24 protein-coding genes are annotated in these 23458 nt (G+C 71.9%); 10 read left to right on the forward strand and 14 right to left on the reverse strand.

Annotated elements, in window-relative coordinates:
- Positions 1-327 (forward strand): hypothetical protein (locus Aau02nite_RS41125; RefSeq protein ID WP_212994091.1); only part of this gene is annotated, 327 nt, incomplete at its 5' end.
- Positions 328-869: 542 nt separating this feature from the next.
- Here Aau02nite_RS41125 and metH read toward each other — a convergent pair.
- Positions 870-4394, reverse strand: a complete 3525-nt coding sequence (gene metH, locus Aau02nite_RS41130) for a methionine synthase (RefSeq protein WP_212994092.1) — start codon at positions 4392-4394, stop codon at positions 870-872.
- A 167-nt stretch (positions 4395-4561) separates the two neighbouring features.
- On the opposite strand from metH, the gene Aau02nite_RS41135 reads away from it, so the two are divergent.
- Positions 4562-5431: a PAC2 family protein gene (locus Aau02nite_RS41135; RefSeq protein WP_212994093.1), complete on the forward strand. Its 870-nt coding sequence runs from the start codon at positions 4562-4564 to the stop codon at positions 5429-5431.
- 46 nt (positions 5432-5477) lie between these two features.
- Here Aau02nite_RS41135 and Aau02nite_RS41140 read toward each other — a convergent pair whose 3' ends face one another.
- Both Aau02nite_RS41140 and Aau02nite_RS41145 read right to left on the reverse strand, forming a co-directional pair.
- Positions 5478-6794: an FtsX-like permease family protein gene (locus tag Aau02nite_RS41140; protein WP_212994094.1), complete on the reverse strand. Its 1317-nt coding sequence runs from the start codon at positions 6792-6794 to the stop codon at positions 5478-5480.
- Positions 6791-7546 carry an ABC transporter ATP-binding protein gene (locus tag Aau02nite_RS41145; protein WP_212994095.1) on the reverse strand — a complete coding sequence of 252 codons (756 nt, stop codon included), beginning with the start codon at positions 7544-7546 and terminating at the stop codon, positions 6791-6793. Before Aau02nite_RS41145 ends, Aau02nite_RS41140 begins: the two co-directional genes overlap by 4 nt.
- A gap of 132 nt (positions 7547-7678) precedes the next feature.
- Here Aau02nite_RS41145 and Aau02nite_RS41150 point away from each other — a divergent pair, with 132 nt between their 5' ends.
- Positions 7679-8623 carry a TetR/AcrR family transcriptional regulator C-terminal domain-containing protein gene (locus Aau02nite_RS41150; protein WP_212994096.1) on the forward strand — a complete coding sequence of 315 codons (945 nt, stop codon included), beginning with the start codon at positions 7679-7681 and terminating at the stop codon, positions 8621-8623.
- A 28-nt stretch (positions 8624-8651) separates the two neighbouring features.
- Here the strand turns inward: Aau02nite_RS41150 and Aau02nite_RS41155 are convergent, their stop codons facing one another.
- Together Aau02nite_RS41155 and Aau02nite_RS41160 are read right to left on the reverse strand one after the other, a co-directional pair.
- A complete protein-coding gene (locus Aau02nite_RS41155; RefSeq protein ID WP_212994097.1) occupies positions 8652-8999 on the reverse strand; it encodes a hypothetical protein in 348 nt (115 codons plus the stop codon).
- 10 nt (positions 9000-9009) lie between these two features.
- Entirely contained in the window at positions 9010-9813 is an 804-nt protein-coding gene (locus tag Aau02nite_RS41160) for a class I SAM-dependent methyltransferase (protein ID WP_212994098.1), read from the reverse strand.
- 114 nt (positions 9814-9927) lie between these two features.
- On the opposite strand from Aau02nite_RS41160, the gene Aau02nite_RS41165 reads away from it, so the two are divergent.
- Entirely contained in the window at positions 9928-10719 is a 792-nt protein-coding gene (locus Aau02nite_RS41165) for a GntR family transcriptional regulator (protein WP_212994099.1), read from the forward strand.
- Here the strand turns inward: Aau02nite_RS41165 and Aau02nite_RS41170 are convergent.
- Positions 10706-11212, reverse strand: coding sequence for a MarR family winged helix-turn-helix transcriptional regulator (locus Aau02nite_RS41170; protein ID WP_212994100.1), 507 nt, complete (start codon positions 11210-11212; stop codon positions 10706-10708). The two genes, Aau02nite_RS41165 and Aau02nite_RS41170, sit on opposite strands and share 14 nt — an antisense overlap.
- A 122-nt stretch (positions 11213-11334) precedes the next feature.
- Between Aau02nite_RS41170 and Aau02nite_RS41175 the strand changes: the two genes are divergently transcribed.
- The gene (locus tag Aau02nite_RS41175; RefSeq protein WP_212994101.1) at positions 11335-12405 is read left to right on the forward strand and encodes an alkene reductase; all 1071 of its coding nucleotides are present in this window, start codon (positions 11335-11337) and stop codon (positions 12403-12405) included.
- A 41-nt stretch (positions 12406-12446) separates the two neighbouring features.
- Here the strand turns inward: Aau02nite_RS41175 and Aau02nite_RS41180 are convergent, their stop codons facing one another.
- Positions 12447-12662 carry a hypothetical protein gene (locus tag Aau02nite_RS41180; RefSeq protein WP_212994102.1) on the reverse strand — a complete coding sequence of 72 codons (216 nt, stop codon included), beginning with the start codon at positions 12660-12662 and terminating at the stop codon, positions 12447-12449.
- Positions 12663-12791: 129 nt separating this feature from the next.
- On the opposite strand from Aau02nite_RS41180, the gene Aau02nite_RS41185 reads away from it, so the two are divergent.
- Positions 12792-13049, forward strand: a complete 258-nt coding sequence (locus tag Aau02nite_RS41185; RefSeq protein ID WP_246595840.1) for a 2Fe-2S iron-sulfur cluster-binding protein — start codon at positions 12792-12794, stop codon at positions 13047-13049.
- A 392-nt stretch (positions 13050-13441) separates the two neighbouring features.
- Here Aau02nite_RS41185 and mshC read toward each other — a convergent pair whose 3' ends face one another.
- The 5 genes from mshC to Aau02nite_RS41210 form a co-directional block, all read right to left on the reverse strand.
- The gene (gene mshC / locus Aau02nite_RS41190; protein ID WP_212994104.1) at positions 13442-14680 is read right to left on the reverse strand and encodes a cysteine--1-D-myo-inosityl 2-amino-2-deoxy-alpha-D-glucopyranoside ligase; all 1239 of its coding nucleotides are present in this window, start codon (positions 14678-14680) and stop codon (positions 13442-13444) included.
- A gap of 55 nt (positions 14681-14735) precedes the next feature.
- Entirely contained in the window at positions 14736-15551 is an 816-nt protein-coding gene (locus Aau02nite_RS41195) for an SCO1664 family protein (protein WP_281421173.1), read from the reverse strand.
- Positions 15548-16147, reverse strand: a complete 600-nt coding sequence (locus Aau02nite_RS41200) for a DUF3090 domain-containing protein (protein WP_212994105.1) — start codon at positions 16145-16147, stop codon at positions 15548-15550. The genes Aau02nite_RS41195 and Aau02nite_RS41200 overlap by 4 nt, the downstream gene beginning before the upstream one ends.
- Before the next feature lie 109 nt (positions 16148-16256).
- Complete coding sequence (locus Aau02nite_RS41205; protein WP_212994106.1) at positions 16257-16946, reverse strand: histidine phosphatase family protein; 690 nt, start codon at positions 16944-16946, stop codon at positions 16257-16259.
- Between the two features lie 2 nt (positions 16947-16948).
- The gene (locus tag Aau02nite_RS41210) at positions 16949-18001 is read right to left on the reverse strand and encodes an LLM class F420-dependent oxidoreductase (RefSeq protein ID WP_212994107.1); all 1053 of its coding nucleotides are present in this window, start codon (positions 17999-18001) and stop codon (positions 16949-16951) included.
- A gap of 166 nt (positions 18002-18167) precedes the next feature.
- Here Aau02nite_RS41210 and Aau02nite_RS41215 point away from each other — a divergent pair, with 166 nt between their 5' ends.
- Positions 18168-19184 carry an aldo/keto reductase gene (locus Aau02nite_RS41215; RefSeq protein ID WP_212994108.1) on the forward strand — a complete coding sequence of 339 codons (1017 nt, stop codon included), beginning with the start codon at positions 18168-18170 and terminating at the stop codon, positions 19182-19184.
- A gap of 5 nt (positions 19185-19189) precedes the next feature.
- Positions 19190-19381, forward strand: coding sequence for a DUF5703 family protein (locus Aau02nite_RS41220; RefSeq protein ID WP_212994109.1), 192 nt, complete (start codon positions 19190-19192; stop codon positions 19379-19381).
- 208 nt (positions 19382-19589) lie between these two features.
- Here the strand turns inward: Aau02nite_RS41220 and Aau02nite_RS41225 are convergent, their stop codons facing one another.
- The gene (locus Aau02nite_RS41225) at positions 19590-20255 is read right to left on the reverse strand and encodes a hypothetical protein (RefSeq protein ID WP_212994110.1); all 666 of its coding nucleotides are present in this window, start codon (positions 20253-20255) and stop codon (positions 19590-19592) included.
- 19 nt (positions 20256-20274) lie between these two features.
- Positions 20275-21582 (reverse strand): M20/M25/M40 family metallo-hydrolase, encoded by a 1308-nt coding sequence (locus Aau02nite_RS41230; protein WP_212994111.1) that lies wholly within the window; start codon positions 21580-21582, stop codon positions 20275-20277.
- A gap of 97 nt (positions 21583-21679) precedes the next feature.
- On the opposite strand from Aau02nite_RS41230, the gene Aau02nite_RS41235 reads away from it, so the two are divergent.
- On the forward strand, positions 21680-22285 hold the full coding sequence (locus tag Aau02nite_RS41235; protein WP_212994112.1) for a hemerythrin domain-containing protein: 606 nt from the start codon (positions 21680-21682) through the stop codon (positions 22283-22285).
- A gap of 180 nt (positions 22286-22465) precedes the next feature.
- Positions 22466-23446 (forward strand): LysR family transcriptional regulator, encoded by a 981-nt coding sequence (locus tag Aau02nite_RS41240; RefSeq protein WP_212994113.1) that lies wholly within the window; start codon positions 22466-22468, stop codon positions 23444-23446.
- Positions 23447-23458: the final 12 nt, after the last annotated feature.

The raw sequence follows: 23458 nt of genomic DNA on the forward strand, positions 1-23458 counted from the left end.
CACACCGTCACCGCAGCTCAGAACGGATCTCCTGCTGGAGTACTAGACCCGGAAGCTGTGCGCGCATTGGTCGAAGCCTTCATCGCAACGAGCGAGAAGTTGGCGGAGGCAAGGCCGCATGCGGTTGACAGCTCGCTCAATAAGATGACCGCCGCCATCGAAGGACTCGACGATAGAGTCGCCACACTCCAGCAGCGCATCGTCGCGCAGCAACATCAGCTGGATCACGCCAACCGGGCTGCCGGTAAGACTTCCCTGTATTACTTCGTCGGCGGCATCGCGGTATCCATCCCCATCGGCGTCATCATCAATCTCGCCACCAAGTGACGGACGGGCGTACAGCGTTGGAACGGACCGTCGCGCCTCGCGCCAGTCGAAGATCCCGTAGGTCAGCACTCCGTCAGCGAAGCCGTCCGACGTGAGAAGCACAGCCCGCCCGATTCCGCACGGCCCGTTCTCCATGTCACCCGGCACGTCAAGGTCGTTCACGGACGGCTGATATTCGGCTTGCCAAAGGACGGCAAGGGGCGCGATGCGCCGCTGCCGGATTCGGTGCGGCGCTCGGAAGCACACGCCAAGAGATACCCACCGGTCGGCGGTCACATTGCCGTGGGGAAGCTCAACCGGCCGGCCTTCAAATGCCAGGGTGGAAGCCAGCCATCCGGGCGACCGGAATTGAGGACAGCCGCCTCAAGGGCATGCACGTGCTGCGCCATACCTACGCCTCGGTTCTGCTGCCCGCCAGCGAGGACCGGACCCGGCGGGCTATCGACCGGGCATTCGCGGACGACCCGGAAACCCCGACGGCCTGATCATGCAAATCTGGGGATTTGCTGGTACTCCGCTGCAGTTCAGACCCTATGTGTCGGCTACTTGGCGTTGAAGTAGTTGGCGTCCGGGTGGTGGGTGATGATGGCGTCCGTCGACTGTTCCGGTTCCAGCTGGAATTCTTCCGACAGCTTCACCCCGATGCGGCCCGCGTCCAGCAGGTCGACCACCTTGGCCCGGTCTTCCAGGTCCGGGCAGGCCGGGTAGCCGAACGCGTACCGGCAGCCCCGGTAGTCGTTCTTCAGGATGCCGGCCAGGTCCGTCGGGTCGTTCGCGCCCACCGCCGCACCGTTGGGCAGGATCAGTTCTGAGCGGATCCGGCGGTGCCAGTACTCCGCCAGGGCTTCCGTCAGCTGCACCGACAGGCCGTGGACCTCGAGGTAGTCGCGGTACTCGTCGCGGGCGAACATCTTGGCCGTGTATTCGCTGATCGGCTGGCCCACCGTCACCAGTTGCAGGGCCACCACGTCGAGTTCGCCGTCCGCGCCGCGGGGTTTGAAGAAGTCGGCCAGGCACAGGCGCCTTTCCTGGCGCTGGCGGGGGAAGGTGAAGCGGGCCCTTTCCGCGGCGCCGTTCTCGTCCAGCACCACCAGGGTGTTGCCTTCCGAGTACGCCGGGAAGTAGCCGTACACGACCGCCGCCTCCAGGACGTGCTCCGCGGCCAGGCGGTCCAGCCAGTAGCGCAGGCGGGGCCGGCCCTCGTTCTCCACCAGTTCCTCGTACGACGGGCCGCTGCCGCCGCGGGCCGCCTTGAGGCCCCACTGGCCCAGGAACGTCGCGCGCTCGTCGAGCATCGACGCGTAGTCCTTCAGCGGGATGCCCTTGACCACCCGGGTGCCGAAGAACGGCGCCTTCGGGACGTCGACGCCGGTCGCCACGTCCGAGCGGACCGAGGCGTCGTCCAGGGGCGGCAGGTTCTCCGTGACCATCGCGCGCTGCTTCTCGCGGCGGGCCCGGCGGGCGGCCAGCGCCGCCTCGCGCTCCGGGTCGATCACCGGGGCGCCGCCGCGCTTGGCGGTCATCACCTTGTCCATCAGGGACAGGCCCTCGAACGCGTCCCGGGCGTAGTGCACCTCGCCCTCGTACTGCGAGCGCAGGTCGTCCTCGACGTACGCGCGGGTCAGCGCCGCGCCGCCGAGCATGACCGGATACTTCGCCGCGACGCCGCGCGACGCCATCTCCTGCAGGTTCTCCTTCATCACGACCGTGCTCTTCACCAGCAGGCCGGACATGCCGATCGCGTCCGCCTGGTGCTGCTCGGCCGCCTCGATGATCGCGTTGATCGGCTGCTTGATGCCGATGTTGACGACCTCGTAGCCGTTGTTGCTGAGGATGATGTCGACCAGGTTCTTGCCGATGTCGTGCACGTCGCCCTTGACCGTGGCGAGCACGATGCGGCCCTTGCCCTCCTCGTCCTCGTTCTTCTCCATGTGCGGCTCGAGGAACGCCACGGCCGCCTTCATGACCTCGGCGGACTGCAGCACGAACGGCAGCTGCATCTGCCCGGAGCCGAACAGCTCACCGACCGTCTTCATGCCGTCGAGCAGGACGTCGTTGACGATCGCCAGGGCCGGCTCGGTCTGCAGCGCCTCCAGCAGGTCGTCCTCGAGGCCGTTGCGCTCGCCGTCGATGATGCGGCGCTTGAGGCGCTCCTCCAGCGGCAGCCCGGCCAGCTCCTGAGCCCGGGTCTCGCGGGCCGAGGTGACGTCGACACCCTCGAAGAGCTGCAGGAACTTCTGCAGCGGGTCGTAGCCCTCACGGCGCCGGTCGTAGATCATGTCCAGCGCGACCTCGCGCTGCTCGTCCTGGATCTTCGACATCGGCAGGATCTTGCTGGCGTGCACGATGGCGCTGGTCATCCCGGCCTGCACGCACTCGTGCAGGAAGACCGAGTTGAGCACCTGGCGGGCGGCCGGGTTCAGGCCGAACGAGATGTTGGAGACGCCGAGGGTGAAGTTGACGCCCGGGTACAGCTCACTGATCCGCCGGATCGCCTCGATCGTCTCCAGGCCGTCGCGGCGGGTCTCCTCCTGGCCGGTGGCGATCGGGAACGTCAGGCAGTCGACCAGGATGTCGGACAGCTTCATGCCCCATTTGCCGGTGAGGTCGTCGATGAGTCGCGTCGCGACCCGGACCTTCCAGTCGGCGTCGCGGGCCTGACCCTCCTCGTCGATGGTCAGGGCGACCACGGCGGCGCCGTGCTCCTTGACGATCGGCATCATCCGGGCGTACCGGGAGCCGGGGCCGTCGCCGTCCTCGTAGTTGACCGAGTTGACCACGCAGCGGCCGCCGAGCATCTCCAGGCCGGCCTCGACGACCTGGGGCTCGGTGGAGTCCAGCATGATCGGCAGGGTCGACGCCGTGGCGAAGCGGCCGGCCAGCTCGCGCATGTCCTGGGTGCCGTCGCGGCCGACGTAGTCGACGCAGAGGTCGAGCAGGTGCGAGCCGTCGCGGGCCTGGCTGCGGGCGATCTCCACGCAGGCCTGCCAGTCGCCGGCCAGCATCGGCTCGCGGAACGCCTTCGAGCCGTTGGCGTTGGTGCGCTCGCCGATCATCAGCACGCCGGCGTCCTGCCGGAACGGGACCTCGTGGTAGATCGATGCGGCGGCGGGCGCGTGCTGCGGCTCGCGCGGGGCGGCCTGCAGACCGCGGACCCGGTTGACGACGGCCTCGATGTGCGCGGGCGTGGTGCCGCAGCAGCCGCCGATCAGGGAGACGCCGTACTCGCGGACGAAGCGGTCCAGCGCCTCGGCCAGCTCGTCCGGGGTCAGCGGGTAGTACGCGCCGCCGGCGGCCAGCACCGGCAGACCGGCATTGGGCATGACCGACACCGGTACGCCCGCCGACTGCGCCAGGTAGCGCAGGTGCTCGGTCATCTCGGCCGGGCCGGTCGCGCAGTTGAGTCCGATCAGGTCGATGCCCAGCGGCTCCAGCGCGGTCAGCGCCGCACCGATCTCGCTGCCCAGCAGCATCGTGCCGGTGGTCTCCACGGTCACGTGGCAGATGATCGGCACCTTGCGCCCGACCTCGGCCATCGCCCGGTGCGCGCCGACCACCGCCGACTTGGTCTGCAGCAGGTCCTGACAGGTCTCGATGATCAGCGCGTCGGCGCCGCCCAGAACCAGGCCGGCCGCGTTCTCGTGGTACGCGTCACGCAGCGTGGTGTAGTGCGTGTGGCCGAGGGTGGGCAGCTTGGTGCCGGGACCCATCGAGCCCAGCACGTACCGGGGCTGCTCGGGGGTCGAGAAGGCGTCGGCCGCCTCGCGGGCGACCGCGGCACCGGCCTGCGACAACTCCCGGATGCGGTGCTGGATGTCGTAGTCGCCGAGGTTGCCGAGGTTCGCACCGAAGGTGTTCGTCTCCACGCAGTCGGCCCCGGCGGTCAGGTACGCCTCGTGCACGCCCCGGACGACGTCGGGCCGGGTCACGTTCAGGATCTCGTTGCAGCCTTCGAGACCCTGGAAATCGGTGTCCACGTCGAGGTCGGCGGCCTGCAGCATCGTGCCCATCGCTCCGTCGGCGACGAGGACACGATCGGTCAGCGCGGCAAGGAAGGAAGTCTGCACCTTTCAAGGCTAATGGCACATCCCCCGACTGCGGAGGATCGGTGTCCGACAGGTGGACGGACTGTGATCGGGCTCTCCAAGCGTTGACGGGGGTCGGCGCGGCCGCCGGGTGGGATCAGACGCGTACACGTAGGCTTTGCGTACGTGAGGTACGAAAGGTTGGCACCGTGACAGAGTTCGACGGTCTACCCCTGCTGCGCTCCCCCGTGGCGATCGCCGCCTTCGAAGGGTGGAACGACGCGGCCGACGCGTCGACGGCTGCGGTGGAGCACCTCGAGCAGGTCTGGCAGGCTCGCGAGATCACCACCATCGACCCCGAGGAGTTCTACGACTTCCAGGTCAGCAGGCCGACCATCACCATGACCGAGGGTGAGACCCGCAGGATCGACTGGCCGACCACCCGGTTCAGCGTGGCGAGCCCGCCCGGCACCGACCGTGACGTGGTGCTGATCCGCGGCATCGAGCCGAGCATGCGCTGGCGCACCTTCTGCGAGCAGATCCTCGAGGTCTGCCACAGCCTGGAGGTCAACCGCATCGTGCTGCTCGGCGCCCTGCTCGCGGACGTGCCCTACACCCGGCCGCTGCCGATCAGCGGCTCGGCGTCGGAGAAGGAGGTCGCGGAGAAGTACAAGGTCGTCCCGACCCGCTACGACGGCCCGACCGGCATCGTCGGCGTGCTGCAGGAGGCGGCCGACCGCGCGGACGTGGACGCCCTGTCGTTCTGGGTGCACGTCCCGCACTACGCGAACAACCCGCCCTGCCCGAAGGCGACGCTGGCCCTGCTGAGCCGGCTCGAGGACGTGCTCGACCTGCCGGTGCCGCTGGCCGACCTGGCGGAGGAGGCCGACGAGTGGGAGAAGCGCGTCCGGGCCGCCGCCGAGCAGGACACCGAGCTCGGTGACTACGTCCGTGAGCTGGAGGAACGGGTCGGCGACGAGGGCATCAAGCCGCTGACCGGCGACGAGATCGCCACCGAGTTCGAGAAGTACCTGCGCCGCCGCGGCGGCTCGGCCGGCCCGACCGCCGGCTCCTGGTAGCAACGCCGTCCCCCACCGCCCGGAGCAGTGGGGGACGGCGACACCGTCAGCGCAGGGCCGCGACGGCCGGGCCCCGGAGGGTACGGCGGGTCGTGCCGAGCAGCGACAGCCCGGTCAATGCGACCGCGATCACCACGATCGTCATGTAGGCCACCGGCGACGCGTCCGGCCACACCCGGTCGGCCCGGGCCGCGCCGAACGGCAGGATCGTGAACAGCGACGCCGTCGAGCCCGACAGCACCCCGGTCGCCGTCACCAGCAGCCCTTCCAGCGAGACCAGCGCGAGCACCTGCCCCCGCGTCGAGCCGGCCAGCCGCTGCTGGGCGAACTCGCGACGCCGGTGGGCGGTCGCCGCGATCAGGGAGTTGACCAACATGATCGCCACGAAGACGGTGATCATGCCGACCACCACGTAGTTCAGGGTCTGGATGTCGCGCGCGTACGCGGGCTGGATCGTGCCGGCCGCCGCGTCGTCCTCGATGCCCTGCATGTAGACCGTGCCGGTGGCGATGCCGGTGAACAGGGCCACCGGCATCACCGCGCCCGCGAGCCGGCGGGTGCGCTGTCGTACCCCCAGCACCGCCAGTTCCCCCGCCGCGCCGCCGGCCAGCCGGACCGGGCCGGCCAGCACCGCCGTGACCAGGCGCAGCAGTTCCGGCGCGAACAGCGCCAGGCCGATCGCGGCCCAGATGCCGGCCTGGCCGGCCGTTTGCATCGCGTCGATGCCCTTGCCGTCCATCAGAGTCGCGGTGAGCACCGAGCAGTTCGTGGCGATCAGCAGGAACACCACCCCGGCGACGCGGCGGGCCCGGGGGCGCTCGGGGCGGGCGCCGGCCGGTCCGGCCGTCCGCCGGACCGTCGCCACCGCCGCGACCACCGAGCCCAGCAGCGTGACGCCGAAGCCCACACCCAGCGCGACCGGGCCGAACGCGTACCCGACGCCGGCGGCGACCTGGCCGGTGTCCTGCATCAGGGCGAGCAGCAGCCGGCCCAGGACCAGCCCGACCGGTACGGCCGCCGCCGACGCCACCAGGGCCACCGCGACGGCCTCGCCGACGATCATCCGGCCCACCTGCGGACCGGTCGCGCCGAGCCGGCGCAGCAGGGCGGTCTGCTCGGCCCGCCGGCGCACCGCGAGGCTCAGCGTCGAGGTGACCGCGAAGATCACGATGATCAGGCACCAGCCGCCCGCCACGGCCGCGGTCGTGGACAGCGACTCGGCGCTGACGGTGTCCGCGCCCGCCGCGGTGTCCAGCATGGCCGCGAAGGTCATCAGCAGGGTCGCCCCGAGGAAGGCCGACAGGAACGTGGCCACGAAACCGCCCGGGCGGTGCCGCAGGCCGCGCAGCGCGACGGCGATCATGCGACGGCCTCCGCACCGGCGCCGACCAGGTCGCCCAGGTGGGCCAGGCGTTCCGCGACGGCCTCGGCGGTGGGCGCGCTCAGCGCGCCGGCCAGCCGGCCGTCGGCCAGGAAGAGCACCGAGTCCGCGTACGCGGCCGCGACGGGATCGTGGGTGACCATCACGACGGTACGGCCGTGCTCGTGCACCACGGTCCGCAGCAGGCTCAGCACCTCGCGGGCACTGCGCAGGTCCAGGGCGCCGGTCGGCTCGTCGGCGAAGACGACGGCCGGGTCACCGATCAGCGCGCGGGCGATCGCCACCCGCTGCCGCTGGCCACCGGAGAGCCGCTCGGGCAGGTCGTCCCGGCGGTCCAGCAAGCCGAGGCGGTCCAGCACCGCCCGGGCCCGGGCGTGGTCGGCGCGGCGGCCGGCCAGCCGGGACGGCAGCAGCACGTTCTGCTCGACGGTCAGCGCGGGCAGCAGGTTGTAGTCCTGGAACACGAAGCCGACCCGGGTGCGGCGGAACTTGGTCATCGCGGTGTCCTTGCCGGCGTGCAGTTCCGTCCCGGCGAGGAACACCCGGCCGGCGGTGGGCCGGTCCAGACCCGCGGCGCACTGCAGCAGGGTGCTCTTGCCGGAACCGGAGGGGCCCATCACCGCGGTGAACGTGCCCGCGCCGAAGGAAGCCGTCACACCGTCGAGCGCGGTGACGGCGGTACCGGTGTCGTCATAGGTCTTGTAGAGCGTCTCGAGGCGTACGGCGTCGGTCATGGCAGGCCTTTCCCGTGGAGGTCTTGGTACACCGTACGAGCGCACTATGGTGGCCTCAAGTGGTGCTAACACCCGTATTCATTGGCGCTCACTAGTGCACTAGAGTAGAGCGCACTAGTGCAGAGGAGGGTCATGGGGGCCGTACCGCCGTACCGCCGGATCGCCGCCGGGATCGCGGCCCGGATAGCCGCCGGGGAGCTCGCGCCCGGGGACCGGGTCCCGTCCACCCGGCAGCTGATCGCCGACCACGGCATCGCCATGGCGACGGCTACCAAGGTCATCGCCACCCTGCGCGAGCAGGGCCTGGTCCGGACCCGGCCCGGCGTCGGCACGGTCGTCGCCACCCCGGCCCATCCCCGGCCAAGCCCATCCCAGCACGGTCGGATCGCGCCGGCTGTGCCGGACCGCGAGCGGGTGGTGCGCACCGCCGTCGCCGTCGCCGACGCGGAAGGCCTCGGCGCGCTCTCCATGCGCCGCCTCGCCGGCGAGCTGGGCATGCCGACGATGTCGCTCTACCGGCACGTGTCCGGCAAGGAGGAACTGCTGCTGTTCATGATGGACACGGTCTTCGCCGGTGACGCCCTGCCGGCGCTCTCCCCCGGCACCGACGGCTGGCGCGCCTGTGTCGAGGCGCTGGCCCGGCTCCAGTGGTCGATGTACCGGCGCCACCCGTGGCTGGCCCAGGCCGTCTCCTTCACCCGGCCGCTGCTCGCCCCGCGCGCGATGGCCCACACGGAGTGGACGATGCGCGCCCTCGACGGGCACGGCCTCGCCCCGGACGTGCTCTTCCTGGCCGCGGTCACCGTGGCCAACTACGTCCGCGGCACGGCCGTCAACATCGAGGAGGAGGCCCAGGCCGAGCAGGAGACCGGGATGAGCGAGGAGCAGTGGCTGGACTCCCAGCAGAACCGGCTGGGCGAGATCCTCGGCAGCGGCCGCTACCCGTTGATGCACCGGGCCGTGGCCGACCCGGAGCTCGAGTTCGATGTCGACCGACTGATGGAGTTCGGCCTGCAACGCCTCCTGGACGGACTCGCGCCCGTCCTGGACGGCCAGGGCCGGTCCCGCCGGTCATGACGGCCCGCGCCGGGCCGGCCGACAGGCTCTAACGCCAGAAGGTGGCGACCGCGGCGTTGATCAGCGTCAGGGCGATGATGCCGATGAAGTGGCCGCGGTTCACGTCGGCGCGCTTGCGGGACGCGAAGACCATGATGAAGATCAGGATCGCGAGCACCAGCTTCACGGCCAGCTTCGCCGGGGCCGGCTCGTCGTCGCCGCCCCCACGCAACGGCGCCGCCAGCGCCAGGCCGGTGAGAACCTGGATGATCGAGCCCCACAGCATCGCCGGGTTGATCCGCAGTTTCGCCGAGACGAACTGCGCGATCGCCCCGCCGAGCAGCAGCGCGAAACCGATCAGGTGCGCATAGCGCAGGATCAACCGTAGAGCTTCCACGGAGGACAGCTTAGGGGGCGGGCCGGCGGGCCATGGTCAGCAGGTGGCTGCTCGCGCCCAGCAGGCTCGGCTCGTCCTCGATCCGGCGCAGCATGTCCAGCATGATGCCGGTCAGCCGCTCGTCGGCGAGGAACTCCGTCAGCCGCGTACCGGTCATCCACAGCGGGCCCTCGACCGCCACCGTGCGCGCCCCGGTGAGCCCGGCCTCGGTCGCCTCGGCCGCCGGCTCCTCGGGCCGATGGAAGTACGCGCTGGTGAACCACCGTGACTGCCCGCCCTCGTTGCGGTGCACGCCGTCGTCCAGCGCTCCCTGGACGATCGGCACGAACTCGGGTTCGGCGTAGTAGCCCTTCACCACGCCGTCGAACAGCGACGCGAAACGGCTGATCACGGCTCCGGCGACCACCCCGCCCGGCCGAACGACCCGGGCCGCCTCCCGCCATGCCGCGATGCGGTCCGCGCGCCGGGGCAGGTGGTAGAGCGGGCCGAAGAGCAGCACCGCGTCGGCACCGGCGTCGGGCTCGGGCAGCGCCCGCGCATTACCCAGGGCGGCGGTCACTCCGGGCAGAGCAGCGGCGGCCTCCACGTGGCCCGGGACCGGATCGATCACCCGGACGGCGTATCCGGCCTCGGCCAGCGGGCGCGCGTAGACCCCGGTGGCCCCGCCGACGTCGACGATCCGGGCCGGCGCGGGCGGCAGCACCCGGGTCAGCACGTCCCAGGTGCGCAGGAACTCCAGACGGCCGGTGCCGGCGGTGAGCCGCAGGTGCTCGCCGCCGCGTTCGTAGTACTCGAGGATCTCCGGACTCAGCATGCTGACCATGCTCGATGTCCGCACCGCTCTCGTCGACCGACTTTCCGCGTGTCGCTGCCCCGGGGCGCACGCTGCGTGAGTCATCCTAGGAACCTAGGGTCAGGAGGTACCGCCATGACGATCAATCCCGGCGCCGCCGAGTTCCCGCACCGGCAGATCGCCGCCCAACTGCGCGAACGGATCCGCCGCGGGGACTGGAACCCCGGTGAGCGGCTCCCCTCGATCCCCGCCATGGCCGAGATGTTCGGCGTCGCCAAGCAGACCGTGCAACGCACCGTCGACCAGCTGCGCGTCGAGGGCATCCTGATCACCAAGCCGGGCTCCGGCACGTACGTGCGCGGCACCCGGCGCCGGCTCAACCGGCTCTCCCGCGGCCGCTACGGCGCCCACCGCGGCTACCACGCCGACCTGGCGGCCCGGTACCGCCAGCAGCTGGCCGGCGTCGGCCGCGAGGCCGCGCCGCCCGAGGTGGCGGACGCGTTCGGGGTCCGCGACGGCACGGAGATGCTGGTCCGGCGACATCTCGTACGCGCCGACGACGCCACCGTCGAGGTGGGCGCGTCGTGGTTCCGGGTGACCGACGCGACCGGGACGTCGCTGGAGCGGGCCGAGGCTTTCGGCCGGCCGCTCTACCAGGAGGCCGAGGAGGCGATCGGGCGGCGCTACGCGTCGGCGACCGACACCATCAGCGCGCGGCAGCCCAGCCGCGAGGAGGCGGAGATCCTGCAGATCCGCCCGGACACCCCGGTCCTGCACCTGCTGCACGTGGCGTTCGACGAGACCCGCAAACCGATCGAGGTGGCCCAGGCGACCTGGCCGGGGCCGATGACCACGCTGACCGAGGAGTACCGGATCCCGGCGCCGGTCCCCGAGCCGGACCCGGACCCGGGTCTCACTCTCGCGTGACGCCGCGCCGCGCCGCCGCCTGACCGGCGCGGCCGCCGGGCACGGTGTCCAGCACGTTGCCCTCGAGCCGGAGCAGGGTGTCCAGCGCGGCCCGCTGCTCGGCCGGCGACATGTCGGCCACGGTGAGCTCCTCGAGCTGCGTCCAGATGCGTTCGACCTGCTCCCGCAGGGCCTGCCCGGCGGTGGTGACCTCGACCAGGGTGGCCCGCCGGTCGCACGGGTCCGGCCGGCGGCGCACGAAGCCGGCCTGTTCGAGGCGGTGCACGACCCGGGTGGTGCCGGCCGAGTCCATGCCGAGCTCGGCGCCGAGCTCGGTCTGCCGCTGCGGGCCGGCGTCCCAGAGCACCATCAGCGTCAGCTCCTGGCTGGCGTGCAGGCCCGCCTCGCGCAGCAGCCGGCCGGCGAGCTGGGAGTGGATCCGGGCCAGCCGGAAGATGGTGTGGCTGATCGGCCCGCCGGCAGCGGCACTGGGCGCGCCCGATCGCTCGTTCATGCAGATCAGCGTAGTCCGGCCGGACTGTGTCCCCGATCACCCCGCGGGCCGGCAATAAACGCGGACGGGCGGGGTTTACCTGTCCTGGACAGCAAATTAGCTGTCCAGGACAGGAGTTAGTCATGACCAGCGCATTCGACGGGGCCCCGCTCGGCCGGTACACGACGCGCAACCGGGTGGTGATGGCCCCGATGACCCGCAGCCGGGCGTACGGGCCGGGCGCGACCCCGACCGGGCTCATGGCCACCTACTACGGCCAGCGCGCGGGCGCGGGCCTGATCATCACCGAGGGCACCCAGCCCTCGCCCGTCGGGCAGGGGTACCTGAACACCCCGGGCCTGCACACGCCCGAGCAGGTGGCGGCGTGGCAGCCGATCACCGCGGCGGTGCACGAGCGCGGCGGCCTGATCTTCGCCCAGCTCATGCACACCGGCCGGATCGGACACCCGAGCCTGCACGGCGCCACCCCGGTGGGCGCCTCCCCGGTCGCCGCGGCCGGGCAGGTCCACACCACCGAGGGTCCGCTGGACTTCGTCGAGCCCGAGCCGCTGGACGCCGAGGGCATCGCCGAGACCATCGCTGACTTCACCGCCTCGGCGCGCAACGCGATCGAGGCCGGCTTCGACGGGGTGGAGCTGCACGGCGCGAACGGCTACCTGCTGCACCAGTTGTTCCTGTCCACCAACGCCAACCGGCGTGACGACGACTGGGGCGGCACCATCGAGGGCCGGATCCGGCTCACCGTCGAGGTGGCCGGGGCCGTCGCGGCGGCGATCGGCGCGGACCGGCTCGGGCTGCGCATCTCCCCCGCCAACCCGTTCAACGACATCGCCGAGGACGACCACCGCGAGACCTACCTGGCGCTCCTCGACGCGCTGGCGCCGCTCGGGCTGGCGTACCTGCACGTCGCGGAGGGGCCGGACACCGACTTCACGCCGGTGCTGCGGGAGCGCTGGAGCGGGACGCTGATCCTCAACCCGTACACGCCGGGGGCCTGGACCGGGCCGGAGGCGCTCAAGCGGATCGAGAACGGCGACGCCGACCTGATCTCGTACGGGGCCCTGTTCCTGGCCAACCCGGACCTGCCGGAGCGGCTCGCGGCCGGCGGGCCGTTCAACACCCCGGACTACAGCAAGGCGTACGGCGGCGACCATGAGGGTTACACCGACTACCCGGCCCTGAGCGCCGCGTGACCGGTGCCGCCCGGCAGCCCCCTCCAGCTGCCGGGCGGCCCTCAAGCCGCCGCGGCCACGACGGGGGCCGGACCGTCCACGGTCTCCCGCGGCCGGCGCAGATCGCGGCCGAGCAGGCCGAATGCGATCAGCAGCAACAGCGGCCCGGTCACCCCGGCCGGGCCGAGCGGCACGATCAGGAACATCGCCATCCCCGCGACCGCGAGCACCGGCACCCACCACCGGGTCAGCCGGTCCACCGCCGCGCCGATCGGCACCGCTGGTGGCGGCCGGCGTGCCGGGGAACCGGATCACCACGGAGATCTTCGGGGCGGAGCCGGGGATCACGCCCGGGATCAGCGCGGCGGCGGGCCGGGCGCCGCATGCTCCCGCGGGTGAGCCGGGAGATGGGCCGGCGCTGTCCTTCGCCCGCAGCGGGGGTGACCGTCCCGTGGGGTGACGGGCGGGACAGCCTGCTGGAGCTGGCTGAGGCTTGTGACGTGCCGGTGCGCTGGTCGTGCCGGGCCGGGGTGTGTCACAGCTGCGAGACGGGGCTGCTGTCGGGGGAGGTCGCCTACATCACGGAACCGGTCGATCCGCCTGCGGACGGCGACGTTTTGATCTGCTCTGCCCGCCCGCGCGGAGCTGTTGTGCTCGACCTTTAGGGCTGTCCCAGGGCGTGGTGATCGCCGTTGGCCGTGGTGGCTGGTGGCTGGTGGCTGTCGCGGCCATCACGGCCGGGGCCATCGCCGTGGCCGTCGCGGCCGTGGCCGGGGCCGTGGCCGTCGCAGCCGTCCCGTCGCCGTCGGGGCCGTCGCCGTCGCCCGAGGCGTCGCGGTCGCCCGGATGTCGTCGCGGCCGTCACGGCGGTCACGGCCTTCACGCCCGTCAGGTCACGCTGCCTCAGTGCCACCCCCGGCCACGGCCGAACCCGTCGGTGCGCGCCGGCCCGTCGAGACCTCCCAAGCCGACGGGGCAACACCCCCAGGAAGCCGCCTCGGCGAGGGCGCGGAAGGGCAAGCCCTCGCGCTGTCGCCGAGCGGCCGCGCCGGGACCGCTACAGGCGGATGCCGAGGAGGGCGTCGACCGTGCGGGCCATCAGGGCCGGGGCCTGCACGTCGTCGCCCACGCCGGACAGCGCAGCCTCGGACCAGGCGTCGACCAGGGCCAGGGCCGCCGGTGTGTCGAGGTCGTTGTGCAGAGCCTCGCGCACCGCGGCCAGCAGGCCCTCGCCCGACGGGCCGGCTGCGGCGGCGGATGCCTCGCGCCAGCGGGCCAGGCGTTGCTGGCCCGCTTTGAGGACGTCGTCGGTCCACTGGCGGTCGGTGCGGTAGTGCTCGGCGAGCAGGCCCACCCGGACCGCCATCGGGTCCACGCCGTCGGCGCGCAGGCGGGAGACGAAGACCAGGTTGCCCTTGGACTTCGACATCTTCTCGCCGTTCAGGCCGATCATGCCGGCGTGCACGTAGTGCCGGGCGAACGGTGTCGTGCCGGTGAGGCGCTCGGCGTGCGCCGCGGAGCACTCGTGGTGCGGGTAGAGCAGGTCGTTGCCGCCGCCCTGGACGTCGATCGTCTCGCCGAGCAGGGCCAGGGCGATGGTGGCGCACTCGATGTGCCAGCCGGGGCGGCCGGGGCCGAGGTCGCCGCCGTCCCAGGCGGGCTCGCCGTCGCGGGCGCCGCGCCAGAGCAGCGGGTCGAGCGGGTCGCGCTTGCCCGGGCGCTCCGGGTCGCCGCCGCGCTCGGCCGACAGCACCAGCATCTCGTCGCGGGACAGGTGGGACTCGTAGCCGAACTGGGGCGCCGCCTCGATCGGGAAGTAGACGTCGCCGGTGCCGTCCTCCAGCCGGTAGGCCGCGCCGGCGTCGAGCAGCTCGCGCACGTGCGCCGCGATCGCCGGGATGGACTCGACCGCGCCGACGTAGTGCGCCGGCGGGATCATCCGCAGCGCCTCCATGTCCTCGCGGAACAGCGCCGTCTCGCGCATGGCCAGGACCACCCAGTCCTCGCCGTCGCGGGCGGCCCGCTCGAGCAGCGGGTCGTCGATGTCGGTGACGTTCTGCACGTAGCGCACGTCCAGGCCGGCGTCCCGCCAGGCGCGCTGGACCAGGTCGAACGTGATCATCGTGGCCGCGTGACCGAGGTGGGTCGCGTCGTAGGGCGTGATGCCGCAGACGTACATCGTCGCGGTGTCAGCGGGGGTCGTCGGCTGCACCGACCGGCGGGCCGAGTCGTACAGCGCCGGCAGCGTCGCGGTCCCCGGCAGCTTCGGCACCTCGTGCCCGGTCCATGCGTCCATGGCCAGGAGCCTATCCAGCGCCAACGACAGAAATCCGCCCGGCGTGAGTAAAGCCTCAGACCGGCGGCCAGGGCACGGCCGGCCAGTCCTGCGGCGGCCGCGGGAAGCGGGCGGCGCGCAGCAACCGGCGTACGCGCAGCCGGGCGTGCTGAACCTCGGTGAGGGTCAGGTGCTCCTCGAGAGCCTCGCCCAGCCTGCCGTCGAGCTGCTCGCCCAGCCTGGTCAGCACCTCGACGGAGTCGGCCGGGATCGGCTTGCCCGTCCAGCCCCAGAGCACCGTGCGGAGTTTGTTCTCCACGTGGAAGCAGACGCCGTGGTCGACGCCGTGGATCCGGCCGTCGGGGGCGTACAGCACGTGGCCGCCCTTGCGGTCGGCGTTGTTGATGACCGCGTCCAGCACCGCCAGGCGGGACAGCCGCGGGTCGTCGGCGTGGGCCAGGGCGTACGCGTCGCCGTCCTCGTCGCGGGCCGAGGCGACCGCGAACCAGCCCGCCGGCACGTCGTACGCCGGGACGAAGCCGACCAGCGACTCGGCGTCGTCCGGCTCGTCGATCCAGAGCTGGCAGGCACCGGGGCCGAGCGGGCCGTCCCGCAGGATCGTCGGCGGCACCAGCCCCCAGCCGGTGGCCTGCGAGACCAGGAACGCCGACACCTCGCGCCCGGCCAGCGTGCCGTCCGGGAAGTCCCAGAGCGGGCGCTCACCCTGCACCGGCTTGTAGACGCAGCGCCGGGTCAGCCCGTCGAGGGTGATCTCGGCGCGCAGCGTGGTGTTGGAGGCGTCGACGAGCCGGCCCTCGAGCTCCATCTCGCCGCGGGCGAGCAGCTCCAGGGCCTCGTCCTCGGCGAGCACGCTGGCCGGCTCCGTCGTCACCGGTGGTAACCGTTGTGCCGGGGACAGAGGTGGCCGGCCGGGTCCAGCGGCTGGCCGCAGAGCGGGCACGGCGGGCGTCCCGCCGCGACCACGCGCCGGGCGCGGTCGATGAACGCGCGGGTCGCCTCCGGGGTCAGCCGGACCCGCAGCCGGTCGAGATCGTCGTCGGGCTCGTCGTCCTCGTCGTCGTCGGCGATCGGGGCGTCGTCGTCCTCGTCGTCCTCGTCGAGCTCGACCTCCGCCTCGCCCTCACCGGCCTCGATCGCCTCGATGACGACCGTGGTGGTGTCGACGTCGAAGGCCAGGCCGAGCGTGCCGACCCGGAACTCCTCGTCGACGGGGGTGTCCAGCGGCTCGTTGTCGTTGATCGCGAGCACGGGGGCCTCGGGCAGGTCGACGCCGAAGCGGCGGCTGGCCTCGGTGAGCAGCTCCTCGAGCTTCTCGGCGAGCAGCGACACCTGGACCTTCTCCAGCGCCACGCTGACCACCCGGCCGCCACCGCGGGCCTGGAGGAAGAATGTCCGGTCCCCCGGCTCGCCCACCGTCCCGGCAACGAACCGCTCGGGCGGCTCGAAGGCATGCACCTGGTGGGTCATGGGTTCGACCCTATCCGCCCGCGTGCGCGAGCGCTCAGCCCACCGGCGGGGTTCGCCGAGGGCGCAAAGCGAGCGCACGCTGTGGTAACACGCCGGTTACCGGCCGTACTCATGCGCCGCCGCCCGCGCCACCGCCCACGGCCGCGTCGGACTCCGGGAGCGCGCCCTCGGCGGGCTTGGCCGGGACCAGCGCCGACAGGTCGGCGGTGTCGTTGAGCCGCACCAGGAACGGGCGGGTCGGGGTGTAGCGGATGACGCTCACCGAGGCCGGATCGGCCACCAGGCGCTGGAACTCGTCGAGGTGCAGGCCCATCGCGTCCGCCACGATGGCCTTGATCACATCGCCGTGGCTGCACGCCAGCCACAGCGCCTCCGGGCCGTGCGTGGCGGTGACCTGGGCGTCCCAGCGGCGGATGGTGGCCACCGCGCGGGCCGACATGGCCGCCATCGCCTCGCCGTTGGGGAACACGGCCGCGCTGGGGTGCTGCTGGACGACCGGCCAGAGCGGCTCGCCGGTCAGCTCCTTGAGCGGGCGGCCCTCCCAGTCGCCGTAGCCGCACTCGATCAGGCCCTCGTCGACCTCCGGCACGATGTCCGGCAGGGCCAGCTCCAGGGTCTGCCGGCAGCGGATCAGCGGGCTGGTCACCACGGCGGCGAGCGGCAGCTTGCGCAGCCGCTCACCGACCCGCTGGGCCTGTCCCCGGCCGGCCTCGTCGAGCTCGACCGGCAGCCGGCCGGCCAGCTCACCGGTGGCGTTGGCGGTGGTCCGCCCGTGGCGGAGCAGCAGGACGGTGGCCACGGCTACTCGGCCACGCCCGACGCCTCGTACGCCTCCGCGACGGTGCGCAGCGTGGCGATGCCGCTCTCCAGATCGCCCACGTACGGGCTGATCGAGAGCGTGCCGACGCCGGCGGCGGCGTACTCCCGGATGCGTTCGGTGATCCGCGCCCTGGGGCCGATCATCGAGGTCCGGGTGATGAAGTCCTGCGGGATCGCGGCCGCGGCGTCGCGCGGCTTGCGGTCCAGGTAGAGGTCCTGGACCTCCTTGGCGGCGTCCGCGTAGCCCATCCGGACGGCGAGCTGGTTGTAGAAGTTCTGCTCGCGGCTGCCCATGCCGCCGACGTACAGCGCGGCGTACGGCCGGATCTGGTCGGCTCCGGCCGCGATGTCGTCACCGACCACCACGGGCACGGTCGGCGCCACGTCGAAGCCGGTCAGCCCGGCGCCGCTCTTGGACCGGCCACGCTCGACGTGCTGCAGATACTCCCCCGCGGCGTCGGGGGCGAAGAAGATGGCCAGCCAGCCGTCGGCGATCTCGCCGGCCAGCTCGAGGTTCTTCGGGCCCACCGCGGCCAGGTAGATCGGGATCTGCTCGCGCGGCGGGTGGAAGCCCAGCCGCAGCGCCTTGCCCGGGCCGTCGGGCAGCGGCAGCGTGTAGTGCTCGCCGTCGTAGGCCACCGGCTTGCGGGCGATCGCCAGCTTGACGATGTCGACGTACTCGCGGGTGCGGCCCAGCGGCTTGCCGAAGCGCACCCCGTGCCAACCCTCGGAGACCTGCGGCCCGGAGACGCCCAGGCCCAGCCGGAACCGGCCGCCGGAGAGGGTGTCGATGGTCGCGGCGGTCATCGCGGTCATCGCCGGGCTGCGGGCCGGGATCTGCATCACGGCCGCGCCGACGTCGATCGACTGCGTCTGGCCGGCGATCCAGGCGAGCATGGTGGGCGAGTCCGAGCCGTACGCCTCCGCCGCCCAGACCACCGAGTAGCCGAGCCGGTCGGCCTCCTGGGCCATGGCGAGATGGTCGGCGGGTGTGGTCCACGAGGTCTGGTATCCGAGGCTGAGTCCGAGCCGCACGGGTCCTCCCGTTTCTTCCGCGAGAGCACCGATGCTCCGCGCTACGAAGCCTAGGCGAACACGCTCAGTGATCTTCGCGGTGTTCGGTCGTCAACCCGACCGATCGCGGCCCTATTGAGCTGCCGCGAGCGTTTCGCGGCCGGGCCGGGCTGAATAAGGTTCACCCATGCAACAGCGACCGCTCGGCCGAAGCGGGCTGGCGGTCTCCCGGCTGGCTCTCGGCACCATGACGTGGGGCCGGGACACCGATCCCGACGACGCGGCCGACCAGCTGAAGCTCTATCTGGAGGCGGGCGGCACGCTGATCGACACCGCCGACGTGTACGGCGACGGCGACGCCGAGACGGTCATCGGCTCCCTGATCGACCACCTGGTGCCCCGCGACGAGGTGCTGATCGCGACCAAGGCCGGCCTCGGCGAGTACGGCTTCCGCCGCCGCGACAGCTCCCGCGGCCACCTGCTGCGCAGCCTGGACCAGTCGCTGCGCCGGCTCGGCACCGACTACGTGGATCTGTGGCAGGTGCACGGCTACGACCCGCAGACGCCGCTGGAGGAGACACTGTCGGCGCTGGACCACGCGGTGAACAGCGGCCGGGTCCGCTACGTGGGCGTGTCGAACTTCGCCGGCTGGCAGACCGCGCGGGCCGCCGCCTGGCAGCAGGCCTTCCCGACCCGGGCCCCGATCGTCGCCACCCAGGTGGAGTATTCGCTGCTGGAGCGCGGCGTCGAACGCGAGGTGCTGCCGGCCGCGGCGGCGCTGGGCATCGGGGTGCTGCCGTGGTCGCCGCTGGGCCGCGGGGTGCTGACGGGCAAGTACCGCAACGGCCGGCCGCTGGACTCGCGGGCCGCCACCGAGCACCTGGCGCCGTTCGTGCAGACGTACCTGGAGCCGCGCAGCTCGAGCATCGTCGAGGCGGTGGTGATCGCGGCCGGCGGCCTGGGCGTGTCGCCGCTGGAGGTCGCGCTGGCCTGGATCCGCGACCGCCCGGGAGTGGTCGCGCCGATCCTGGGCGCCCGCACGGCCGGGCAGTTGCAGGGCGCGCTGCAGAGCGAGGAGCTGGTGCTGCCCGGCGAGATCGCCGACGCGCTCGACGACGTGTCGGCGGTGCCGGTCGGCTATCCCGAGAGAGAGGGCCTGACCGGCCCGGGGACTGGTGACATGCCGGGCGCCGGGGCATATTAGGACGCATGGACTACGAGTACGCGCCGCTCCGGTTGCCATCGAATGTCGATCGCTTGACCGCCGCGGCGCAGCTGGCGATCCAGGCGGAATTCTCGGGGTGGGAGCTGGCCCGCGTCCAGCTCTTCCGGGACGGAACCCGGCAGGTGATGCTCCGCCGCAAGATCCAGGGCAACCTCCAGCCAGGCCTGAGCACCTAGCCAAAGTCAAAAGCAGCCGCCCGCCTCAAGGAGGCGGGCGGCTGTTGCCCTGCCCGACGCGGGTTACACCGCAACCAGAGTCGCAGTGCGCCCGTCGATGTCGGGGACGCCGAACTGACTAGGCGCTCTTTGCCGTGGTCAGTTTCGGCGGCCCCGGCATCGACCTCGTGGGGCGCACTGCCCGCCGAGCGGAGCGAGGCCATTCAGCTCAGTGGTTGTGGCCGGCGTGTTCGTCTTCCTCGTCTTCGGTGAAGGGGTGTTCGTCCAGGCGGCCGACCAGTTGGTCGTCGGGGGCGGGGGCGAAGGGGCCGGCGCCGTCCTCGTCCTCGAAGGCTTCGAGGTCGAGGGGTTCCGTGACCTCGCTGACCGTGAGCAGGCCGTCGAGCGGCTCCAGCTCCGGCACGTCGAGCGAGGACAGCGAGCCGTCGCCGGCCTGGAGCAGCTCCAGCACCGCTTCGCCGACCGATTCGACCTCGCCGGCCTCCTCGTCGGCCGGGACCAGGTTGCGGCGGGTCGCGTCGGCCACCCGCAGCAGCGCCGAGACGCTGGGCACCCGGTAGTCGCGGCGCTGGCGCACCGAGATCACCCGCGCATGCGGGTCGGCGCCGGCGCCGTCGAGACCGGCGACCGTACCGAAGCGCTGGTCGGCCTCGTCGGGGTCGATGGACTCGACGTCCCACGGCGTGACCTCGCCGAACGCCTCGAGCAGCTGCTCGTCGTACGCGAAGGAGGTGTTGTTGAGGTTGACGTACGCCTGCCACACATCGTCGTCATCCACCCGCCCCTGGGCGGCCTTGACTGCCGCCAGGTGGGCTTTCGCGGCCTCGACGACGCGCTCGAGAGCGGCATCCAGATCCGCGTGCTGGTCGGTCATGGTGTGAAAAGTCCTTTCATCAGCTCGCCTGCAGCAGTCGGTCGAGCACACGCACGCCGAACTGTAGTCCTTCCACCGGAACCCGTTCGTCGACGCCGTGGAACAACGCGGAGAAGTTCAGGTCGGCCGGCAGCTTCAGGGGTGCGAAGCCGAAGCAGCGGATGCCCAGCGTGCTGAACGCCTTGGCGTCCGTGCCGCCGGAGAGCATGTACGGCACCGTGCGTGCGCCCGGGTCCTCGGCGCGCAGCGCGGCCCCCATGGCCTCGACGAGCGCGCCGTCGAAGCCGGTCTCCAGGGCTCCCTGCCGGGAGATGTGCTCGATCTCGATGTCCGGGCCGATCACCCCGCGCAGCTGCTCGAGGAAGATCTCGGCCTGGCCCGGCAGGGTACGGCAGTCGATGGTCGCCGACGCCTTGCCGGGGATGACGTTGTCCTTGTAGCCGGCTTCGAGCCGGGTCGGGTTGGCGGTGTTGCGCACGGTCGCGCCGATCAGGTTGGCGATGGGGCCGAGCTTGGCGATGGCCAGCTCGGGCTCGTCCGGGTCGAGTTCCACGCCCAGCGCCTCGGAAATCTGCTCGAGGAAGGACCGCACGGTCGGGGTGACGACCATCGGGAACTTGTGCCGGCCGACCGCGGCGACGGCCTCGGCGAGCGCGGTGACGGCGTTGTCGTCGTGCACGAAGGAGCCGTGCCCGGGGCGCCCCTTGGCGTGCAGCCGCAGCCAGTCGATGCCCTTCTCGGCGGTCTCGACCAGGTAGAGGCGCAGGTCGTCGTTGACCGTGTAGGAGAAGCCGCCGACCTCGCCGATCGCCTCGGTGCAGCCTTCGAACAGGTCGGCGTGCTCGCGGACGAGGAACTGCGAGCCGTACTCCATGCCCGCCTCCTCGTCGGCCGTGTAGGCCAGGACGATGTCGCGGGGCGGGACGTAGCCGGTGCGCTGCCAGCCGCGGACCACGGCGAGCATCATCGCGTCGAAGTCCTTCATGTCGATCGCGCCGCGGCCCCACAGGTAGCCGTCCTTCTCCTCGCCGGAGAAGGGCGGCACCGACCATTCGCTGGCGTCGGCCGGGACGACGTCGAGGTGCCCGTGCACGAGCAGGGCGCCGCGGCTGCGGTCGGCGCCCGGGATGCGGGCGACGAGGTTGGCCCGCCGGGGTGCGGACTCGTGCAGTTCGACGTCGATGCCGACGTCGCTGAGCTTGGCCGCGACGTACTCGGCGGCGACGCGTTCGCCGACGGTGGTGCGCGGATCGCCGGTGTTGCTGGTGTCGATCCGGAGCAGGTCGCGGCAGATGTCGACGACCTCGTCGGCGGGGACAGGTTCCATCCGCTCTTCTTACCAGCTGACCGCCGGCCGCGTTTGGCGGGAGATCAGGTACGGGTAAGACGGGCCCGACCCGCCGGGTTCCGCGAAAGGAAGCACAGTGTCGGTTCAGCTGCCTCCCCTGCCGCCCGTGGGCGGTGAGACGACCGGTCCCAACGTCGTCGATCTCATCAACCGCGAGCACCGCGAGCTGCTCGCGCTCTGCGACGAGCTCACCGGCGACGGTACGGACGCGGCGCGCCGCCGGACCCTGGCCCAGGTGATCAGCGCGGAACTGTCGCGGCACCTGTCCGCGGAGGAGCAGTACCTCTACCCCGCGATCCGGACGACGGTGCCGGACGGCTACGCGCTCGTGGACCGGGAGATCGCCGAGGACCGGGCTCTGCTGGAGGCTCTGCGGCTGCTGGAGGCCGCGGACGACGAGAGCCGGGCCGGGCGTGCGGACGACGTCTCCCGGCGCCTCACCCGGCACGCGGACGCCGCGGCGGGCGAGCTGCTGCCGCTGCTGTTGCAGATGGCCCCGGTGGAGGACCTGATCCGGCTCGGCAACCGGGTCGAGCTGGCCGAGGAGGCCGCTCCGACGCGTCCGCACCCGGGCACTCCGGCGACGCCACCGTGGAACAAGGTGGTCGATCCGGCGGTGGCGGTGGTGGACAAGATGCGCGACATGGTGAGCCGGCGGACGACGTACCCGCGGGATCTATGAACAAAGCACAAAGTGGACGGCAGATTTTACGGATAGTGAAACACACCTCACGGTACGTGCCGGTAACAGCGTACGGGTTCGCAGCTTCTGTCCTTTTGGTTAACCTATTTGTCACAAGTGGAGGATCTTTGGCTGGCCGAAGGTCTAGCCGTTATCCCGCGAAAGTCCTACCGTCACGCTATGAACCTGGAGCTGCGGCATCTCAAGGTGGTCTGTGCCATCGCGGAGACGGGCAGCGTGACGAAGGCGGCATCGCTGCTGGGGCTCGCCCAGCCGGCGCTGACCGCTCAGCTGCAACGCATCGAGCGGACCCTGGGTGGGCCGCTCTTCGAACGTGACCGGCGCGGTGCCCGCCCGACCGCCCTCGGTGAACTCGTCCTCTCCCGGGCCCGGGTGCTGCTGCCCGCGATGAAAGGTCTGCAGGACGAGGCCGCCCGGCTGGCCGGGTCCGGCGCGGACGAGAACGTGATGACCCGCTACCGGATCGGCGGGATCGGCGGACCGGTCATCGGTGGCATGGTGCACCGGCTCTCCGAGGCCCAGCCCGATGCCCAGATCAGCACCCACGCGTCGTACTACGTGGACGAGCTGTGCGGCATGGTGCTGGCCGGCAAGCTCGACTACGCCCAGGTGGGTGTCTGCGGTGACGCCATCCCGTCGGCCGACTACGGCCTGGTGTGGCAGACCATCGCGGTCGACGCGGTGTGCGTACTGATGCCCGAGGACCATCCGGCGGCCAAGGGCGTCGACGTGGACCTCGCGGAGCTCGCCGAGGAGCAGTGGGTGGCCGGCACCGGTGACGGCTGCTTCGCCGACTGTTTCGCGGCCTGCTGCGCCCGTTCGGGTTTCACCCCGCGCCGGATGCTGGAGACCGATATCCGCGGCTGCGTGGACATGGTGGAGTCGGGGCTGGCGCTCGCGCTGTGCCAGCCGACGTTCCGGCCACCGGCCGGGCTCACCCACCGCCCGCTGCAGGGCGCGCCGCTGCGCTGGCGCCAGGTGCTCGGCTGGCACCCGGACAGCACCGCCGCCCGGGTCGCGCCCCGGCTGATGACCATGGCCGCGGAGACCTACAACGAGGTCGTGGCCCGCAACCCGCTCTACATCGAGTGGCTGGAGGACTATCCGCAGCTCGGCGGGGCGCACCTCGCGGCGGCATGACGAACGCCCCGG

This window comes from Actinoplanes auranticolor, assembly GCF_018332655.1.
Classification (GTDB): Bacteria; Actinomycetota; Actinomycetes; order Mycobacteriales; family Micromonosporaceae; genus Actinoplanes; species Actinoplanes auranticolor.

Bases quoted from the DNA above. Each gene is read 5' to 3' on its own strand.
- Aau02nite_RS41140 (WP_212994094.1), bottom strand. From the start codon at position 6,794: ATGATCGCCGTCGCGCTGCGCGGCCTGCGGCACCGCCCGGGCGGTTTC.
- Aau02nite_RS41145 (WP_212994095.1), bottom strand. From the start codon at position 7,546: ATGACCGACGCCGTACGCCTCGAGACGCTCTACAAGACCTATGACGAC.
- Aau02nite_RS41150 (WP_212994096.1), top strand. From the start codon at position 7,679: ATGGGGGCCGTACCGCCGTACCGCCGGATCGCCGCCGGGATCGCGGCC.
- Aau02nite_RS41160 (WP_212994098.1), bottom strand. From the start codon at position 9,813: ATGCTGAGTCCGGAGATCCTCGAGTACTACGAACGCGGCGGCGAGCAC.
- Aau02nite_RS41165 (WP_212994099.1), top strand. From the start codon at position 9,928: ATGACGATCAATCCCGGCGCCGCCGAGTTCCCGCACCGGCAGATCGCC.
- Aau02nite_RS41170 (WP_212994100.1), bottom strand. From the start codon at position 11,212: ATGAACGAGCGATCGGGCGCGCCCAGTGCCGCTGCCGGCGGGCCGATC.
- Aau02nite_RS41175 (WP_212994101.1), top strand. From the start codon at position 11,335: ATGACCAGCGCATTCGACGGGGCCCCGCTCGGCCGGTACACGACGCGC.
- Aau02nite_RS41185 (WP_246595840.1), top strand. From the start codon at position 12,792: ATGGGCCGGCGCTGTCCTTCGCCCGCAGCGGGGGTGACCGTCCCGTGG.
- mshC (WP_212994104.1), bottom strand. From the start codon at position 14,680: ATGGACGCATGGACCGGGCACGAGGTGCCGAAGCTGCCGGGGACCGCG.
- Aau02nite_RS41200 (WP_212994105.1), bottom strand. From the start codon at position 16,147: ATGACCCACCAGGTGCATGCCTTCGAGCCGCCCGAGCGGTTCGTTGCC.
- Aau02nite_RS41215 (WP_212994108.1), top strand. From the start codon at position 18,168: ATGCAACAGCGACCGCTCGGCCGAAGCGGGCTGGCGGTCTCCCGGCTG.
- Aau02nite_RS41220 (WP_212994109.1), top strand. From the start codon at position 19,190: ATGGACTACGAGTACGCGCCGCTCCGGTTGCCATCGAATGTCGATCGC.
- Aau02nite_RS41225 (WP_212994110.1), bottom strand. From the start codon at position 20,255: ATGACCGACCAGCACGCGGATCTGGATGCCGCTCTCGAGCGCGTCGTC.
- Aau02nite_RS41230 (WP_212994111.1), bottom strand. From the start codon at position 21,582: ATGGAACCTGTCCCCGCCGACGAGGTCGTCGACATCTGCCGCGACCTG.
- Aau02nite_RS41240 (WP_212994113.1), top strand. From the start codon at position 22,466: ATGAACCTGGAGCTGCGGCATCTCAAGGTGGTCTGTGCCATCGCGGAG.